At 59.7% G+C, this 17,201-nt stretch carries 13 protein-coding genes; 1 reads left to right on the forward strand and 12 read right to left on the reverse strand.

What is annotated here, in order from left to right; all coding sequences use genetic code 11:
- Positions 1-128: 128 nt before the first annotated feature.
- The 9 genes from E5334_RS07280 to uvrC all read right to left on the reverse strand — a co-directional run bounded on the left by E5334_RS07280 (position 129) and on the right by uvrC (position 11,714).
- Positions 129-1,787 carry a peptide ABC transporter substrate-binding protein gene (locus E5334_RS07280; RefSeq protein WP_167604344.1) on the reverse strand — a complete coding sequence of 553 codons (1,659 nt, stop codon included), beginning with the start codon at positions 1,785-1,787 and terminating at the stop codon, positions 129-131.
- A gap of 309 nt (positions 1,788-2,096) precedes the next feature.
- Positions 2,097-2,348 (reverse strand): preprotein translocase subunit SecG, encoded by a 252-nt coding sequence (gene secG, locus E5334_RS07285; protein WP_136012929.1) that lies wholly within the window; start codon positions 2,346-2,348, stop codon positions 2,097-2,099.
- 245 nt (positions 2,349-2,593) lie between these two features.
- Complete coding sequence (gene gpmI, locus E5334_RS07290) at positions 2,594-4,162, reverse strand: 2,3-bisphosphoglycerate-independent phosphoglycerate mutase (RefSeq protein WP_136012930.1); 1,569 nt, start codon at positions 4,160-4,162, stop codon at positions 2,594-2,596.
- Between the two features lie 2 nt (positions 4,163-4,164).
- A complete protein-coding gene (gene tpiA, locus E5334_RS07295) occupies positions 4,165-4,938 on the reverse strand; it encodes a triose-phosphate isomerase (protein ID WP_136012931.1) in 774 nt (257 codons plus the stop codon).
- Complete coding sequence (locus E5334_RS07300) at positions 4,931-6,124, reverse strand: phosphoglycerate kinase (RefSeq protein ID WP_136012932.1); 1,194 nt, start codon at positions 6,122-6,124, stop codon at positions 4,931-4,933. Before E5334_RS07300 ends, tpiA begins: the two co-directional genes overlap by 8 nt.
- A gap of 128 nt (positions 6,125-6,252) precedes the next feature.
- Positions 6,253-7,278: a type I glyceraldehyde-3-phosphate dehydrogenase gene (gene gap, locus E5334_RS07305; protein WP_136012933.1), complete on the reverse strand. Its 1,026-nt coding sequence runs from the start codon at positions 7,276-7,278 to the stop codon at positions 6,253-6,255.
- Between the two features lie 322 nt (positions 7,279-7,600).
- Positions 7,601-8,554, reverse strand: coding sequence for a DNA-binding protein WhiA (gene whiA / locus E5334_RS07310; RefSeq protein WP_136012934.1), 954 nt, complete (start codon positions 8,552-8,554; stop codon positions 7,601-7,603).
- Position 8,555: 1 nt separating this feature from the next.
- Entirely contained in the window at positions 8,556-9,458 is a 903-nt protein-coding gene (gene rapZ, locus E5334_RS07315; RefSeq protein WP_275438988.1) for an RNase adapter RapZ, read from the reverse strand.
- Between the two features lie 186 nt (positions 9,459-9,644).
- Positions 9,645-11,714, reverse strand: coding sequence for an excinuclease ABC subunit UvrC (gene uvrC, locus E5334_RS07320; RefSeq protein WP_136012935.1), 2,070 nt, complete (start codon positions 11,712-11,714; stop codon positions 9,645-9,647).
- Positions 11,715-11,843: 129 nt separating this feature from the next.
- Here uvrC and E5334_RS07325 point away from each other — a divergent pair, with 129 nt between their 5' ends.
- Complete coding sequence (locus tag E5334_RS07325) at positions 11,844-12,845, forward strand: lipid II:glycine glycyltransferase FemX (RefSeq protein WP_136012936.1); 1,002 nt, start codon at positions 11,844-11,846, stop codon at positions 12,843-12,845.
- A gap of 352 nt (positions 12,846-13,197) precedes the next feature.
- Here the strand turns inward: E5334_RS07325 and E5334_RS07330 are convergent, their stop codons facing one another.
- The 3 genes from E5334_RS07330 to E5334_RS07340 all read right to left on the reverse strand — a co-directional run bounded on the left by E5334_RS07330 (position 13,198) and on the right by E5334_RS07340 (position 17,170).
- Positions 13,198-14,370, reverse strand: a complete 1,173-nt coding sequence (locus tag E5334_RS07330) for a coiled-coil domain-containing protein (RefSeq protein WP_167604345.1) — start codon at positions 14,368-14,370, stop codon at positions 13,198-13,200.
- 249 nt (positions 14,371-14,619) lie between these two features.
- Positions 14,620-15,876: a carboxylate--amine ligase gene (locus tag E5334_RS07335; RefSeq protein WP_136012938.1), complete on the reverse strand. Its 1,257-nt coding sequence runs from the start codon at positions 15,874-15,876 to the stop codon at positions 14,620-14,622.
- A gap of 112 nt (positions 15,877-15,988) precedes the next feature.
- Positions 15,989-17,170, reverse strand: a complete 1,182-nt coding sequence (locus E5334_RS07340) for a DegT/DnrJ/EryC1/StrS family aminotransferase (RefSeq protein ID WP_136012939.1) — start codon at positions 17,168-17,170, stop codon at positions 15,989-15,991.
- Positions 17,171-17,201 lie beyond the last annotated feature (31 nt).

A 17,201-nucleotide genomic window follows, 5' to 3' on the forward strand; every position in this document is an offset into this window, starting at 1 on the left:
TTCATAACCCCTCTCCTGTTACTCCCCTTTTTACATTACTTCTTCATAAATAGATGCCGAGAAAGGCCGCGGCCTTTCTCGGCATCTAAATAGTGGACCCTAGGTCTTTTGTACTGGGTGGTTCGCCCTTAGCCCTCAAGCTCCCACGAGGCGGCAGAAGACTGCTCAATGGGCGACAGGTAGGCTTGCTTGATGCGGCTGGAGCCCACCTTGGCGAACTTGTAGAAGAACAGGGGGATCATGGGCACGTCGTTGCCCACAAGGGTGTTGGCCTGCTCCAAAAGCGAGAGGCGCTCATTCTCGTCTTGGGTGCCACGAGCCTGGACAATGAGGCTATCTACCTGCTCGTTTGAGTAGCCGGAGAGGTTGTCGGCATTGCCGGTGTAGCACAGCGAGTAGAGGAAGTTGTCGATAGAAGGATACTCGGCCACCCAACCCTGACGGCCGATCTGGTAATCGCCGGAGTCCAGCATAGACAGGTAGGCGGCCCACTCAACGGTGTTTTGAGTGACGTTGATGCCCACGGCCTGGAGGTTGGCCTGGACGGTCTCCATGATCTCCTTGTGGGAGCCGTCCACGTTATAGGAAAGGGTGACAGAGATGTCGCGCATGCCATTGGCATCTGCCGGGTGGTTCTTGTCCAAAAGCGCGACGGCTGCATCCTTGTCATATTTGGAATACGCCCACTGGTTCTCCTCGTAACCCAGACAGGTAGGCGCACAGAGATTGCCGGCAGGAGTCCTAGTGCCCTGAAGCACGGTGTCGCAGATGCTCTGGCGATCGATGGCCATAGAGATGGCGCGGCGCACATCCGCATCTTGCAACACTGGATCGTCGAGGTTGAGCACCAGGTAGTAGGTGGAGGGCTGCTCGCCATCGAGACATTGGTGATCCGGAGTGATGGTGTAGCCGTCCTCGGAGACGCCGTACTCTGCCTGAGCATCCTTTACCTGAGGTGTAGGGATGTCGCAGATGTCGATATTGCCGGCCAAAAACTCCTTATAGCCAGTCTCCACATCCTTTTGAATGTTGAAGTTAAGGTTGCCAATCTTGGGCTTCTCGCCGTTTTTGTAGTCAGGATAAGCCTTGAGCTTGATGTACTGACCGTCGACCCACTGCCCGTCCATCTCATAGGCGCCATTGCCAATGGGAGCCTTGAAGTAGCTCTGGAAATCGTCTAACGCAACCTTGGGCACAGGGGCGGTGGGAACGATGGTGCAGATCATGGGGAAGTCAAAGAAGGGTTGGGAGAGCTCCACCTGGAAGGTGTACTCATCCGGGCAGCTCACACCCGAGAGCTCCTGAGCCTGCCCGTTGACTACCTCGTCATAGCCCTTGACCAGCTTGAGGTAGTAGCTCACTACCGAAGGCGACTCGGTCGTAGTGGGATTGCACAGACGGTTCCAGCCACGCTGGAAAGCAGCAGCGTCCACAGTCTCGCCGTTGTGGAAGGTGTTGCCCTGGCGGATGGTGAAGGTGAACACCGTGCCTTCGTCGTTGACCGTCCAGCTCTCGGCAGCGCAAGGCTCCACCTCGGAAGTCTTGAAGTTATAGGTGCACAGAGGGTCAAAAAGCTGGCGCGCCACCAAGCAACCGGCCACGTCTTGTGCGTTGTAAGGGTCGATTGAAGGTGGGTTGGTGATGAAGTAGCTGATTGAGGTTCCGTCCCCGGAAGCCGCGCCGCCGCTCTTCTTGCAGCCGCTCAGCGCCAGAACCCCTGCCGCCAACGCAGAGCTTCCCAGAAAAGCCTTGCGCGTGAGAGAGGGGGTCTGAGGATTGCCGTTCATAGGATCTCCCTTGAGTGTTGCTGTGGCTGGCTTTGGCCTGTGAATCCCCAAGAGCGCTCGCATCAGGAAGCTCGCCCTCATAGCACCCACAGTCTCGATTCATCAAAAACCGAGCAGCCTAGTATTTCGTAAGGTTCATGCCCATGTTTGGTCCTCTTGACCTTCCCGATGCATAGATTTGGGCAAAAGACGAAGATTCTTCCACCATCAACACATATCGACGCCCATACCTTCAACTGACGAAGATACGGGCGTCGACCTGGGATGCAACAAATTTTAATGGCGTAAAAACGCCTAGGCAGGCTCTGCTTAACCTAGGGTTCCCTGGGGGAAGGTGAGCATAAAGATAAAGAGCGTAGCCACAAAGACGCACACCGAGATGACGGTGAGGCGATCAAGGTTTTTCTCCCACACGCCGGAGCCTGCATTGGAGTTGTACATGGAGCTGGCGATCATATCAGAGACGCCAGTCCCTTTGCCAGAATGCATAAGCACCAGAATGATGGAGGCTACCGCAGAGATGCCCCAAACCACAGACAAAAAGATATTGAGCGGGCTCACAGATACTCCTTTAAGGTACATGCGGGGCCTTAAAGGTGCGCCCCGAACAATAGGTTGGCTAGAACCACATCGAACAACCTTACCACAGAAGTTACGGGCACATCCATATAGCAAGTCTGCGACGCGTCTTTCTCACAGAGAAGCCCACCAAAGGTCAACAGTTGCCTTTGGTGGGCTTCAAAGATCTTAGGAACACCCCTTGCCGAGAAACCCTGCAGCCAAGGGCTGCAGCGCTCCCCTGATGGCTACTCCTCTACGAGCACGCGACCGGTCATTTCCTCAGGACGATCGATGCCCATCATGGCGAGCATGGTGGGCGCGATGTCGGAGAGGCGGCCGTCCTCGATGCCCTTGAGCTGGGCATCGGGGTCAACCACAATGAAGGGCACGCGGTTGGTGGTATGAGCAGTGAAGGGCTTGCGTTCACCGGAAGAGGCCACGTCGTACATGTGGTCTGCATTGCCATGGTCGGCAGTGATCAGCGCGAAGCCGCCTTTGGCCAGAATCTCAGGGACGACGCGAGAAAGGCCGTCATCCACTGCCTCGCAGGCCTTGACGGCAGCCTGCACCACGCCAGTGTGACCTACCATGTCGCAGTTGGCGTAGTTGACGATGTAGACGTCAGCGGCGTCGTCGCGGATGGCAGAGGCGAGCTTCTCGGTAACTTCCGGCTCGCTCATCTCGGGCTTGAGGTCGTAAGTAGCCACCTTGGGCGAAGGGATGAGCACGCGGGTCTCCCCCTCCTTCTCGGCCTCCACGCCGCCGTTCAAGAAGAAGGTTACGTGGGCGTACTTCTCGGTCTCAGCCGTGTGGAGCTGCTTCAAGCCCTCGTCGGCGATGACGTCGGCGAGCACGTGGGCAGGCACGGTCTTGGGGAAGGCGATCTCGACGTCAAACTCGGGATCATACTCGGTCATGGTCACAAAGCAGGAGAGCTTGGGCCACTTTTGACGAGTGAAGCCGTCGAAGTTGGGATCGGTGAGCGCGCGGGTCATCTCGCGGGCGCGATCGGGACGGAAGTTGAAGAAGATGAAGGCATCGCCGTCATTGGTACCCAAAGCGGCGCCCTCGACGATCATTGGGGTGGCGAACTCGTCGCCACGAGGGTCTTCGGCGTAGAAGGCGCGCAGGCCCTCGGCTGCGGAAGCCACGGGCACTCCCTCGGCGCAGACGATGGCGTTGTAGGCCTTCTCCTCGCGCTCCCAGCGATTGTCGCGGTCCATGCCCCAATAGCGGCCGGAGACCGTGGCGATCTTGACGTCTGCCCCGGTCTCTTTAGAGACCTTGGCGCAGAAGGCCTGGAGGTCTTCCATGAAGCCGGCGCCGGACTGAGGATCCACGTCGCGGCCGTCGGTGAAGGCGTCCACGCGCACGCGCTTGACGCCGCGCTTGGCTGCCATGGAGATGATGGCCTCAGCGTGTTCCATGGAGGAGTGCACGCCACCGTCAGACACCAGGCCCATGACGTGAAGCACGGAGTCTTTGGCTATGACAGCATCCATAGCGTCGGCTAGCGCCGGATTCTGCTCGATGGAGCCGTCGCGCACCGCATTGTTGATGCGGGAGAGCTCCTGGAACACGATGCGGCCGGCGCCAATGTTCAAGTGACCTACCTCGGAGTTGCCCATCTGGCCGTCAGGCAGGCCCACATCCTCGCCGGAAGCGCCCAGCGTGGTGTGGGGGTAGGTGGCCAGAAGCGACTGAATGTAGGGCAGCTTGGCCTGGCTTACCGCGTTCTCCGGGCCGGTGGGAGCGAGACCAAAGCCGTCCATGATGACGAGAAGCGCGGGCTTTTTGGACTTGAGTTTGGTCATTCCTAGATAGCCCTCTCTACCATTTGAGCGAAATCAGCAGCCACCAAAGAGGCGCCGCCAACCAAAGCGCCGTCCACGTCGGGGCAGGCCATGAAGCCGGCGATGTTGCCGGGCTTGGCGGACCCGCCGTAAAGCACGCGCACCTTGTTGGCGACGTCTTCGCCTAAAAGCTCTACCAAGGTCTCGCGGATTGCTCCGCAGACTTCCTGAGCATCATCGGGAGTGGCGGTCTTTCCGGTGCCGATAGCCCAGATGGGCTCATAGGCGATGACAAGCTCGTCGCCGGTAGCTAGCTCGACGCCAGCCAGATCGGCCTTGATCTGGCTCACCACGAACTCCACCTGCTTGCCGGCTTCACGAACCTCCAGGGACTCGCCGCAGCAGGAGATGGGTTTGAGACCAGCAGCCAGAAGAGCCTTCACCTTGCGGTTGATGTCCTCATCGGTCTCGCCAAAGTAATCGCGACGCTCGGAGTGGCCCACGATACAGTAGGTGCACCCCACCGAGGTGAGCATGTCGCAGGAGATCTCGCCGGTATAGGCGCCGGAGGCCTCCCAATAGACGTTCTGGGCACCCAGGCCAAAGGGAGCGTGATCAAAGTCGATGACGCCGGCCACGCCCTTGAGGTCGGTGAAGGGAGGGCATACGACCACCTCGACGCCGTCGACGCCGTTACCCAAGGCATTGGACAGGTCCTGCGCCAGAGTGACGCCCTCGGTATAGTTCTTGTTCATCTTCCAGTTGCCCGCGATGAGGGGCATGCGGTTGTTAGGCATCGAGCAGCGCCTCCACTCCGGGGAGATCCTTGCCTTCGACGAGCTCCATAGAGGCGCCGCCGCCGGTGGAAATCCAGCTCATCTTGTCTGCCAGGTCAAATTTGTTCACTGCGGCCACAGAGTCGCCGCCGCCGATGATCGAGGTGCAGTCCTCGTTGTCTGCCACAGCCTCAGCCACAGCCTTGGTGCCGTCGGAGAACTGGTCGAACTCGAAGACGCCCATGGGGCCGTTCCAGAAGACGGTCTTGGCGCCGGCGATGGCATCGGCATAGAGCTTGGCGGTCTCAGGGCCAATGTCCATGCCCATCATGTCGTCAGGGATCTCGTTGGACTTGACGACCACGCCTACGGCATCGGGGCCAAAGTGATCAGCCACGACATTGTCCACAGGGAGAAGCAGCTTGACGCCGTTCTTCTCGGCCTTCTCCATCATCTCCTTGGCGCGATCCACCCAGTCGGGCTCCTGGAGGGAGGTGCCCACGGTGTAGCCCTTGGCCAGGAAGAAGGTGTAGGCCATGCCGCCGCCAATGATAAGAGTGTCCACAGAGTCCAGCAGGTGATCTAGGACGCCGATCTTGGAGGAGACCTTGGAGCCGCCTACGATAGCCACGAAGGGGCGATCGGGATCGGCGAAGATAGAGGTGAGGGTGTCCACCTCTTTCTCCAGCAGGAAGCCGGCCACGGCGGGCAGATACTCGGCCGGGCCCACGACCGAGCCCTGAGCGCGATGAGCGGTGCCAAAGGCGTCCAGCACAAAGATGTCGCCCAGCTTGGAGAGCTGCTTGGCGATCTCGGGGTCGTTCTTCTTCTCGCGCTTGTCAAAGCGCACGTTCTCGAGAACCACTACCTGGCCGGGCTCCATGGCAGCCACGGCATCCTCGGCCTCCTGGCCGTAGGTGTCGGGCACAAAGGTGACGTCCAAGCCGGTGAGCTCAGCAAGCTTATCGGCAGCGGGCTTCAAAGAGAGCTCGGGCTCGGGGCCGTCGCCCTTGGGGCGGCCCAGGTGGCTCATGAGCACAACCTTGGCGCCGTGGTCCACCAGGTATTGGATGGTGGGGATGGCGGCCTTGATGCGGGTGTCGTCGGTGACGGTGGTGCCATCCAAAGGCACATTGAAGTCGACGCGCATAAGCACGCGCTTGCCATCGACGTCGATGTCCTTGACGGTCTTCTTGGTGAAAGCCATAGAGAACCTCCTCGTAGATAAGGACAAACTAAAGAACAAATGAAAAGGCGCGGATAGGGCTTGGCCTTATCCGCGCCCTCAATGAACGCTACGCGGCGAAAAACCGCAGCGAAGAAGCGCAGCGAAAACTAGTCGACGAACTTCTCGAAGTACTTGATGGTGCGGACCATCTGAGAGGCGTAGGAGTTCTCGTTGTCGTACCAAGAGGTGACCTGCACCAGGCTGCGGCCGTCGCCCAGATCCTGAACCATGGTCTGAGTGGCGTCGAAGATGGAGCCGTGGGTCTCGCCCACGATGTCGGTGGAGACGATGTCATCCTCGTTGTAGGCATAGGTCTCGGGAATGGTCTCAGCGTAAGCCTTCATAGCAGCGTTGACCTCGTCCACGGTGACCTTCTTGTCGACCACGGCATAGAGGTTGGTGATGGAGCCGGTGGGCACGGGTACGCGCTGAGCGGCACCGATGAGCTTGCCGTTGAGCTCGGGGAGCACCAGGCCGATGGCCTTGGCGGCACCGGTGGAGTTGGGGACGATGTTGACAGCGGCAGCGCGGCTGCGACGCTTGTTGCCCTTGCGCTGGGGGCCGTCGAGGATCATCTGGTCGCCGGTGTAAGCGTGGATGGTGGTCATGATGCCAGCCACGATGGGGGCGAAGTCGTTGAGGCCCTTGGCCATGGGGGCCAGGCAGTTGGTGGTGCAGGAGGCGGCGGAGATGATGTTGTCGTCAGCCGTCAGGATGTCCTGGTTGACGTTGTAGACGATAGTGGGCAGGTCGTTGCCGGCGGGAGCGGAGATGACGACCTTCTTGGCGCCAGCGTTGATGTGGGCCTGAGCCTTCTCCTTGGAGGTGTAGAAGCCGGTGCACTCGAGCACGACGTCTACGTCGAGGTCGCCCCAGGGGAGGTTGTTGGCATCGGGCTCTTTGTAGATCTTGATGGTGGTGCCATCGACGGTGATGGAGTCCTCGCCAGCCTCTACCTGGTGATTGCGGGCGTAGTTGCCCTGGGTGGAGTCATACTTGAGAAGGTAAGCGAGCATATCGGGGCTGGTAAGGTCGTTGATTGCGACGATCTCGGTACCCTCATGGCCAAACATCTGGCGGAACACGAGACGGCCAATACGACCGAAACCGTTGAGCGCAACCTTTACTGCCATGGATTTCTCCTTTCATCGGCCCTCCCCCCGCACGGGCTCTCCATGCGCGCAAGTCAGGCCATCAATTACCACTGCTCGCATAGTAACGCTTAGAGGGAGCTTCTCGGCTGAAAACCTTATCCATTCGCTAAATCTGCAGGCAGATGGCGTATTTGACCATGAAAAGATAGACAACCCGGCGCCATCGCAACCTCTACCTGGTGATTCGCCTCGCAGCTTTTATGCATATCGATAAATAGCCAAACCGAGAAACCCATCCGCAGCAGACGTGGATTTTCTCTTAAATCACAACAATTTTCAGCCGGTGAGCTTGCATTATTCATCATTGAGAGAGACTGGTGTGAGAGGCCGCCCACTCTTTATCGATGGCCTCAAGCCTGACCACACGATGATAGAGCGCAGATTTTGAAAGTGGCGGGTAGGCTTTGCGGCCCAAATCTGCTAAGGGCAGATTTGGATAGGCCCGACGCAGCTTGCAGAAAGCGGCCAGTGCGGGCGGAAGAGTATCCAAGCCAGGTCCTGCCTCGATGCGGTCGATGAGGGCCAGCTGCTCTGCAGCCGCACCCGAGGCGCGTCGAGCATTGGCCATCTCGGCATTGACCGAACGATTTACCGTGTTCTTCACCGACTTCAAATGGCGCACGTTGCCCACCGCCCGGGCAGTGCGGGCAGCGCCAACCACCAAGAGGAAGCGGGCGATGTCGTCGAAGCTCTTAAGATAGATGGCAAAAGCGCCGCGGCGGCGGTTGAGCCTCGCTGTGACCCCGCAGACGGCACACAGATCGATGAGCCCTTGGGCAAGCCCCTCCCCTGAGACCGCCATCTCCAGATGAAAGTCTCCCCGGGGATCAGCGATAAACCCGCCAGCCATGAACGCCCCACGAAGGAAGGCGGCCTTATCGGCAGCCTGGGGCACCACAAAGGGCGGGATGCCTGAGACCAATCCTTGGCCGGGAACCAAAATGCCCAGCTCTACCAGAGCGCCCTCCAGCTTGGGCTGATCGGGGACCTCGATGAGGTAGTTCCGGGTTTTGTGTAGCACCGAGCGGCGCACCGTGAGCGAGGTGTCCAGGTCGAAGACCGAATGGGCCAGCCGGATCACCGTGCGGGCCACGGCTCCGGTCTCGGTGGTGACGCGCAAGGAGTGGGTGCCCGATCCGTGGAAGGACAGGGTGCCGCAGACTCGCATCAGGGCCGAGAGCTCGGCGACGCGGCAGGAGCGCGAAGGGTCTTCTATGCGGGAGAGCTCGTCTTTGACCTCGGCAGTGAACGACATGTCAGCCCCTTTGCGCCCGGGGCAGGTCGCGATGGAAGAGGCTCACCCGATAGCCCTCGTCCTCCAGGTAGCGGGCCGTGGCAGCCGCCAAAGCCACCGAGCGGTGCTGTCCGCCCGAACACCCTATCGCAATGGACAGAGAGCTTTTGCCTTCGGCCACATAGCCGGGCATCACGGCATCGAGCAAGTGGGTCCAAGCCGAGAAGAACGCCTTGGTCTGCGCGTGCCCCAACACAAAGTCTCGAACCTTTTCATCCTCTCCTGTGAGGGCGCGCATCTGGGGGTCCCAGTAGGGGTTTGGCAAAAAGCGCACGTCGATCATGAGGTCTGCCTCTTGGGGCATCCCGTACTTGAAGCCAAAGGAGAAGACGCGCACATCCATAAGCTGCTGCTCTTCCAGCTCAGAGAAGATGCCTTGGAGGCGGCGGCGAAGCTCGATGGGGCGCAACGAGGAGGTGTCGATAGTGACATCGGCCCCGTGGCGCACGTTTTCTAGCTGATGGCGCTCGCGGGCGATAGCCTCGACGTTTGACTCACCCTCCATGGCGATGGGGTTGCGCCGGCGCGAAAGGGCATAGCGGCGCCGCAGGACCTCGTCAGAGGCGTCCAAAAAGATGAGCTTGGTAGATATCTCATGGTCGTGCAGCTCTTGAATGCCATCTTTGAGCTCGTCAAAGAGCCCCTGGCTTCGAAGGTCGCAGACCACGGCCAGATGGCGGCCTACGCCGGTATCGATACCTACGATGCGCGCCAACTGCAGCAGCATGGAGGGAGGCAGGTTGTCAATAACGTAATAGCCCAGGTCCTCGAAGGTGTGCATGGCCTCCGTGCGCCCCGCGCCGCTCATGCCGGTAATAATCACCACATCGGGAGTCTCCACCGGTGCTGCCGCCTGATTTACCAGGGGATTCTCTAGGTTCTTGTCCTCAGAGGAAGCCGAGGGTGCTTGGTCTGCCACTATGACCTCTCTCGCCGATGCTTCAAGCTTACGATTTCTCTCCCCTTCACGCCCGACGCCCTGCCAGACACCTATGCCTGCCGCGCACAAGTTGCCGAGAAACCCATCCCTCAAGTATAGGGACTCTCACCCTTAACGGGCCTTATCAGAGGCAGTATCTAAAAGCTCTGCGTTGGAACGGGTGCGGCCCAGCTCCTCATCCCACGCCCTCAGGGCCCCGTAGATGCCGCGGGCCACCGCCTCTGGGATGCCGGGGGTGGCGGCGATCTGCTCCTCTGTGGCTTGGCGCAACTGCTTCATGGAGCCAAAGGCTTTGAGCAATGCTTTCTTGCGCTTTGGTCCCACGCCTTCGATCTCATCCAAGATTGAGGCCGTCATGGCTTTGTCCCGCAGCTCCCGGTGATAGGTGATGGCGAAGCGGTGGGCCTCGTCACGCACCCGCTTCACCAGGTAAAGCGAGGGCGATCCTGAAGGAAGCACCACTGGGGCGTCATCCCAGGCCACAAAGAGCTCCTCGTCTGACTTGGCAAGGCCGGCCATGGGGATGTCGAGCCCCAGCGATTCCAACTGGCGCTTGGCCGCATTGAGCTGAGGTTTGCCGCCGTCCAAGATGAGCAGGTCGGGCCTGGCGCCAAAACGCGCATCGGCCATGCGCTCAGGAGCATAGCGGCGACCCAGCACCTCGGCCATGGAGAGCACGTCGTTGGCCTCAGTGAGGGGCGTCTTGATCTTGAAGCGGCGGTACTGGCTCTTATCGGGCCGACCGTTGGTGAAGACCACCATAGAAGCCACCGTATGGGACCCGTGGATGGTGGAGATGTCGAAACATTCGATGCGCAGCGGGGGTTCCGGCAGCGCCAGCGCGCTCTCCAGCTCCAACAGCGCGCGGTTGGCGCGATCATCCTCGTACCCTGTGCGCATCTCATAGCGCATGAGGGCGTGGCGGGCATTGCGGGAGGCCATCTCCAGGATGCGCTTATGCTCCCCTCGCTGAGGCACCCGTAGGTGCACCCGGCTCCCTTTAAGGCCCGAGAGCCAAGTCTCCTGGGCCTCAGGGTCATCGGGCAGGGCGGGCACATCCACCAATCCGGGCACGTCGTCGGTCTGGGCGTAGTAGCGCTGCAAAAAGGAGCGCACGATCTCGTCCTCATCCACGTCCATGCCCCGGTCCAAGATAAACTCGCAGCTTCTCACCATGCGTCCTTCTCGGACAGAGAAGATGCATGCGCCGGCGATGGTCTCCTCGCGCCAAATGCCCACCACGTCGGCATCCACGTCCTTGGCAAAGTAGACCTGCTGCTTGGTGTCCAGATGGGATAGGGTGTCCAGACGCCGCTTGTAGCGCCCGGCCTTTTCGAAATCCAGGTTGGCAGCCGCCCCCTCCATCTCCTGGGTGATGGTGGAAGCCAAGTGAGTGCGGTGGCCCGAGAGAAACTCAGTGACCACCCCTACGTTTTCTGCGTACTCCTCAGGGCTCACGGCGCCGATGCACACGCCAGGGCCGCGCCCCACATGAGCGTCAAAACACTGTCGACCTTTTGCTGCCAAAAGCTCGCGCACCTCGTCCACGTTGTTGTCATGGGAGGCCAGCATGCGCTTGACCTTTTTCCATTCGGCACAATTGGCCGAGCAAAGCGGACACAGCTTGCGCACGATATCTATGGTCTCGCGAGCCGCCTTCGAATCGGTGTAGGGGCCAAAGTAGCGGGTCCCTTTGCGATGGCGCTCGCGGGTGTACTTGATGGCCGGGAAGGCGTCGGACTCGGTAATGGCGATGAAGGGGTAGCTTTTATCGTCCTTCAGGGCCACGTTATAGGGAGGCTTGTGCTGCTGGATGAGGTTGATCTCTAACACCAAGGCCTCATGCTCGCTGCCCACCACCAGATAGTCGAAGCTGGACACCTCGCGCATCATCAGGCGGATGCGAGGGCGCTCATCCTCGCCGTTGATGTATTGACGCATACGTGCCCGCAAATCTTTGGCTTTGCCTACGTAGAGCACATGGCCCCAGGCGTCTTTCCATAGGTAGCAACCGGGATCTCTGGGTACTTGGGCCACCTGCTCTGCCAGCGAGGGGGGCTGATGAGAGGAGCCAGGCGTGGCCACCTGCAGAGAATCGCTTTTGCTGGCACTGTCGTGGACGCCCTGAGGCTCGCGGGGCCCAGAGGCATGGGAAGCCGGGTTTTGCTGGGTAGGATCCATAGGACTCTTTCGTTGCACAGAGACTTCACAGACGGCGGGTCTTCGCAAGTATGGCGCGAAGGCCCGATATGATAGATGGTTGCCTTCAAGAATACATGGGTCGGCCTCGACCCGGAGGAGAGGTACCAAATGTTACATGCCACTGAGGTGAGCGCAGCCCAGCTGGACCAGGAAGCTGAGTCCTTGGGTCTTGTGCTCCCCATCGAGCAAACCGCAGTATGGATGGAGTACGAGAGCACCATCCCCGACCGCGCCTATTGGGGCTCTTACATTATTTATGATGACGAAGCCCCCATGGCCTTGGTCTCTTTTATGGATTACAAAACCCACGGCTACCACTATCTGCGCGCCCACCATGGACCCGTCTATGTGTCTGGACCCGGCGAGGAGCAGGAAGAGCAGGTAGCCCAGCTGCTTCGCAGCCTGGTACGCAAAAAGGATTCCAAGGTGGCCTTCATCCGCATGGGCATCCTGCACGACATCCCACAGAGCCGCCCGGTGCTCTCCACCCGCCCCTATGACACCACGGTGTTCATCGATCTAGCCGACGGCGACGAGGATGAGATCCTCGCTCGCTTCAAGGCCCGCGGCCGCCGCGACGTGCGCAAGGCGCTGCGCGAGACCGGAGCCCAGGTCATAGATGAAACCGCCCAGGCTACTCAGGACTTCTCCGAGTACTACAAGATCATGGAGGAGACCGGCGAGCGCGACGGGTTCACCCCCGCGCCCCTGGCCGATTACCAGAACATGCTGGAGATCCTGGGACCCGATCATGCTCGCCTCTTTGCTTCGCGCATCGACGGCGACCTCATCAGCTGGTCCATCGACACCATCCAGGGCAACCTGGCCACCCGCTACTATGCCGCCAGCCGCCGCGGACCCATGCGCGGCGTGCCCGACCAGGAGGTCTACGAGAGCTCTGTGGCCCTAGGTAAGCTGGGTTGCACCAGCCGCGACCTCATGGGCATCGGATCCGACTTCTCCCCCACCTTACTCGACCTCAACAAGTTCAAGACCAAGTTCTCCAACGAGACCGTGGCCGTAGCCCCCGACCGCGATCTGCCCGTGAAAGACCTCTTCTACAAAGGTCTGGTGGCCGTCAAGCATTTGAGGGACGGCAAAGAGGCCTAAGGTCTCCGGGGGTAATTCCCTACTTGTCCCCATCGCCTACTAAGTAAGTCCCCCTCGCCTCTCTCGTCTCCTTCGCCTACTAAGTAGACCTACTTAGTAGGCGAGAATATTTACCTGGGGTTTTACAGCCTACTATGTAGATCTACTTAGTAAATAGGTCGCTTTCACCCCAAAAAACTACTTAGTAGGCACCCAAAGCGCCCACCCTCACCCCAACATGTAAAATCTCACCCCAACATATAAAAAAGCTCCCTGCCTGGCAGGGAGCTTTTTTAGTTGCAAATCTATAACAGTATCAAGCTGCCGAGAAACCCTTCCTCAATGGGAGGGACAGGTTTCTTAGGCGCATCCCTTAGACTGGGCAACCGCCGCCGTAGAAGGGGCTGGAAGCGGTGTTCCAGATGGTGGCGATGCGCACGCCGTCGGGCGGCCAGTTGCAGTCGATGACTGTGTTGCCGCCAGCATAGATGCCCACGTGGCCGCCCCAGCACAAAATATCGCCAGGGATGAGGTTGCCTACCGATTTGAGGCCAGTGTGGCTGGCTACCAAGGCGCGCTGGGAAGAGGAGCTGTGGGGCAAGCTAATGCCTGCCTGGGCATAGCACCAACGGGTGAAGCCGGAGCAGTCGAGGCCCGTGGAGGGGTTTTCGCCGCCCCAGACGTAGTTGACCTTGCCTACCAGAGAGTACGCAGCAGAAAGTATGGTATTGCGCTGGCTTTGGGTGAGGCCGCCAGAGCCGGTACCCGAGCCACCGCCGGAGCCTACCGAGCCACCAGAAGAGGGACGGTAATAATTGCCGTTGTTGGCTGCAGCCTCTGCGGCAGCCTGGCGAGCAGCCTCTTCTGCGGCGACACGGGCAGCCTCGGCCTCTTCGGCCATCTTGTCTTTGACCTGCTGATCTAGGCTGTTCACATAGGAGTCAGCCTCGGATATCTTGGCGTTGAGGTCTGCCTGCTGGCTCTCCTGTTGGGCCAAGAGCGTCTCAGACTCGGACTTTTGCTGTTGCAGCTGCTCCTGCTCATGGTCGAGCTCGGCCTTCTTGGCGGCCAGCTCCTCGCGCAGGCGGTTGGTCTCCTCGATGACGTCTGCCTGGGATTGGCTGATCTTATCGGCGTAATACACACGCGAGACAAAGTCATCGAAGGTGGTGGCTTCCATGATGAGGGAGAGCCAGGAAACACCGCCCGTCTTGTAGTTTTGGCTGATGGTCGTAGCCAGTGTGGCCTGGCGCTCTTTGAGCTCGGCCTCTTTGGCAGAGATGTCCTTTTGGACATCGTCGATCTTGGCCTGGGTCTCGTCGATCTGCCCGTTGACCTCGTCCAGCTGGGTGCGGGTGTCGTTGAGCTGAGAGGAGATCTCGTCTGCCTGCTGATAGAGCTCGTCGCGCTTGGACTTGGCGGCATCCAGCTGAGCCTGAAGCTCTGCCGAGGTCTCTGCCTGCGCCGGTTGAGGAAGCGCCGCTATGCAGAGGCAAGCGAGCGCGATTGCGAAGGCCAGCGCAGCGAGGCGTTTGCTAAAAGTCATCGACCCTCCCTGGGGCGTGATATGGCGAATAGAGTACAGGGGCCGCGAAGCTATCCGCTGATTTCTGAAGACACCCTGCAAATCCGTATGGATCAATATAATAGCCATCAGGCCAAGCAGAGCCAAATGCCTGAAGCGCATCTCTAGCAAATCAGCGCAGAGACTGCCCGAGATCTTCAAAAGCCTTGGTAGCCATGGAGCGGGTTTCTCGGCAGCCTTTGGAGAGGGACAGCCAAGGTGCGCGGTGCCTCACGCTTTTCCATCCTTGCCCAGGTAGCGGTCGAATTTGCGGTTTTGGTTGAGCAATAGCAGGCGCGCCAAAAGCTTGTGCTTCAAGGTGTCGGGCTTGTAGTCGTAGGGATAGCCGGCAATACCCTTCTTAAAACAGGCGAGAGCCTCCTCGCGCAGGGCTTCGTTGGCGACGTGATGCGAGACCACCGAAGGCGGGATCACCGTATAAAGAAAGGGATCGAAAGCCTCGCGATAGGGCACCTCCTGGCCCAGTACAAAGTCTTGGACGATGGGCTCCACAAAGCATACCCCGCCCAGCGTCATGTAATAACTGTTGCGACCGGGACGAGTGTTGACCTCGAAGAACTTGTAGCTACCGTCGCGCTGATCGTATTTGATGTCGAAGTTCGCCATGCCGTGGTAGCCCACGTGGGCCAAGAAGCGCGCGGCATCCTCGATCACCTGGGGAACGCGCTCGCTCAAGATGCAGCAAGGGTTGCCGATGAGAATGGGAGAATGATCTTGGAGCACCACACGGCCTCCCGAGATCACGCGCGCTTGACCCTGGGCATTCGCAAACACTGTGAGCGAGCGGATGGCGTCATCGCCTCCGGGGATGAAGTCTTGGAGCACCAGATGGCCCTCATAGGGAGAGGCGGCCAAGATGCCCAGCACCCGGGTCAGCTGACCGGGATCCTCAACGGTATAGACCTTTTCTTTGCCCTCAAAGACCAGCTGGTCATAGGAGGCCGAGTGAGCCGGCTTCACGATGAGCGGAAACGGCAAAGTAGCAGGATCAAGTGCCTGGGCCTCTGCCACAGAGACCGTCCAGGTTTTGGGATAGGCGATGCCCAGATCTTCGCAGATGGCATAAAAGCGGTCTTTTTGGCATATCTCGTCCATCAAAGAAGCGTCGATATAGGGCACGTAATACCACTGGGAAAGCTCGTCTTTGTGATGGGCCAAAAGGCGGGCATGCCAGTCGGCAGAGCCCAGCACAAGGCCCACCTTGCCCCGGGAAGCCAGCTCTTCTCCCAGCTCGCGCAGGGCCCCCATAAGCACGTCTTCGTTGCCCATGTCCTCCAGGATGCGATAGTCGCAGAAGCGCGACGCCGAGGTCACCTGCACATTGACCCCAGACAGGATGATGGGGTTGACTCCATAGCGCTCATGAAACGACCGCACATAGGAATAGCCCAAGATATCGCCGCCCAAACACACCGGCTGCAGCTTTTGAGCGAGCTCTTGCTCTGAGATCATGCCTGGATACACCATGAAAATCCTTATCCTTACCAAAGGCAGCGGGCTTTGCTCTTGGCGCGCTGCCGTCGTTTACGGAAGCTGACGGGCTCAGGCCGTGCCGAGAAACCCATCCCCCAAGGCGTCCCTAGTTTTTAAGGGCTTCCTTGACTGTCTGGGCCACGCTCTCCAGCGCTTCTAGGGGAAGCTCGGTAGGAAGGGCGATGGTACCTGCGGTCACCGCGTCACACACCGGCAACGTGCTGGGATCTTGAGGCACGCAGAAGGCCAAAGGATCAAGCGCCCCGGGATAAAGCGAAGGGCGATACCAGTCTTCTGCCAAGTATCCCAAGGAGCGCACCGCTGCGATGGCTGCCTCAGAAGCGCTGGTAGAAGGAGCAATGAGTCCAAAACGCAGCAACGGCTGTGCCGGGGTTGCCCCTTGGCCGGCGGGATAGTCCACCTGAGCCTCAAAAAGCTCGCAATAACGGGCCACCACCGCTTCGCGGGACTGCCAATTCTCATGGAGGCGCGAGAGCTCAGAGAGCACACGCTCGCAGATCCAAGGGCTGGGCGCCATAGGACGATGAGGCAGCTCTCCTTCCTGCTCTGCAGCGGCCACCGCCGGCTCAAGGGCGCCAGAAGCCGCCCAAGAAGCCCTGAGCGAGCGTGCCAGCGATCGCGGCAAACGGTTGAGCACTCGGTTTTGATTGAGGTAGCGGCGAGTGGCTTTTTCCAGCTTTGGCGCGAGGGGCGGCAATTGAGACAGGGACGCTGCCAGAGGCTCAAGCACCTCTTTGAAAGGCGAGCGCGGATTGATCCAGACGGCCCCACCAAAAGAGGTGCGCAGCATCTTCTCGGCACCAAAGGAGTGCACCGAGACATCTGCCACCGGACAGCCATCCTCATCCAGAGCCATGCGACAGGCGCAGTGAGCGCTGTCTTCCACCAGCAGCGCACCCGCCTCATGGGCCCGCTCGGCCAACTTGGCAGAGGAGCGGTCGTCGATGATGCCAAAGGTGTGCTGGAGCACCACCGCCCGCAAAGGCATGGCAGGCTGAGGAAGCCTGGAAGGATCCAGCGCCAAGGTTGCCGCCTCTATGTCGCCATAGACAGGGGTGAGCCCGGCCGCCACGATGGGCGCCACCGCAGTGCAGCAGGTAAACAGCTGGGTAGCCACAGCTCCCGAGCCATGGACGGCTTTAACAGCTTGAAAGATCTCCTCTAAGCCATAGCGCGCTTTGAATACCAAGTACCAATCTGCGGCTTTGGTATGGGTCCTGCGGGCTAGTTCTTCTACTAAAGCTTGATGAGCCTGGGCTGCATCCATAAACACTGTGCTTTCTTTAGATACGACAGGC

Source organism: Muricaecibacterium torontonense (assembly GCF_004793925.1).
Classification (GTDB): Bacteria; Actinomycetota; Coriobacteriia; order Coriobacteriales; family Atopobiaceae; genus Leptogranulimonas; species Leptogranulimonas caecicola.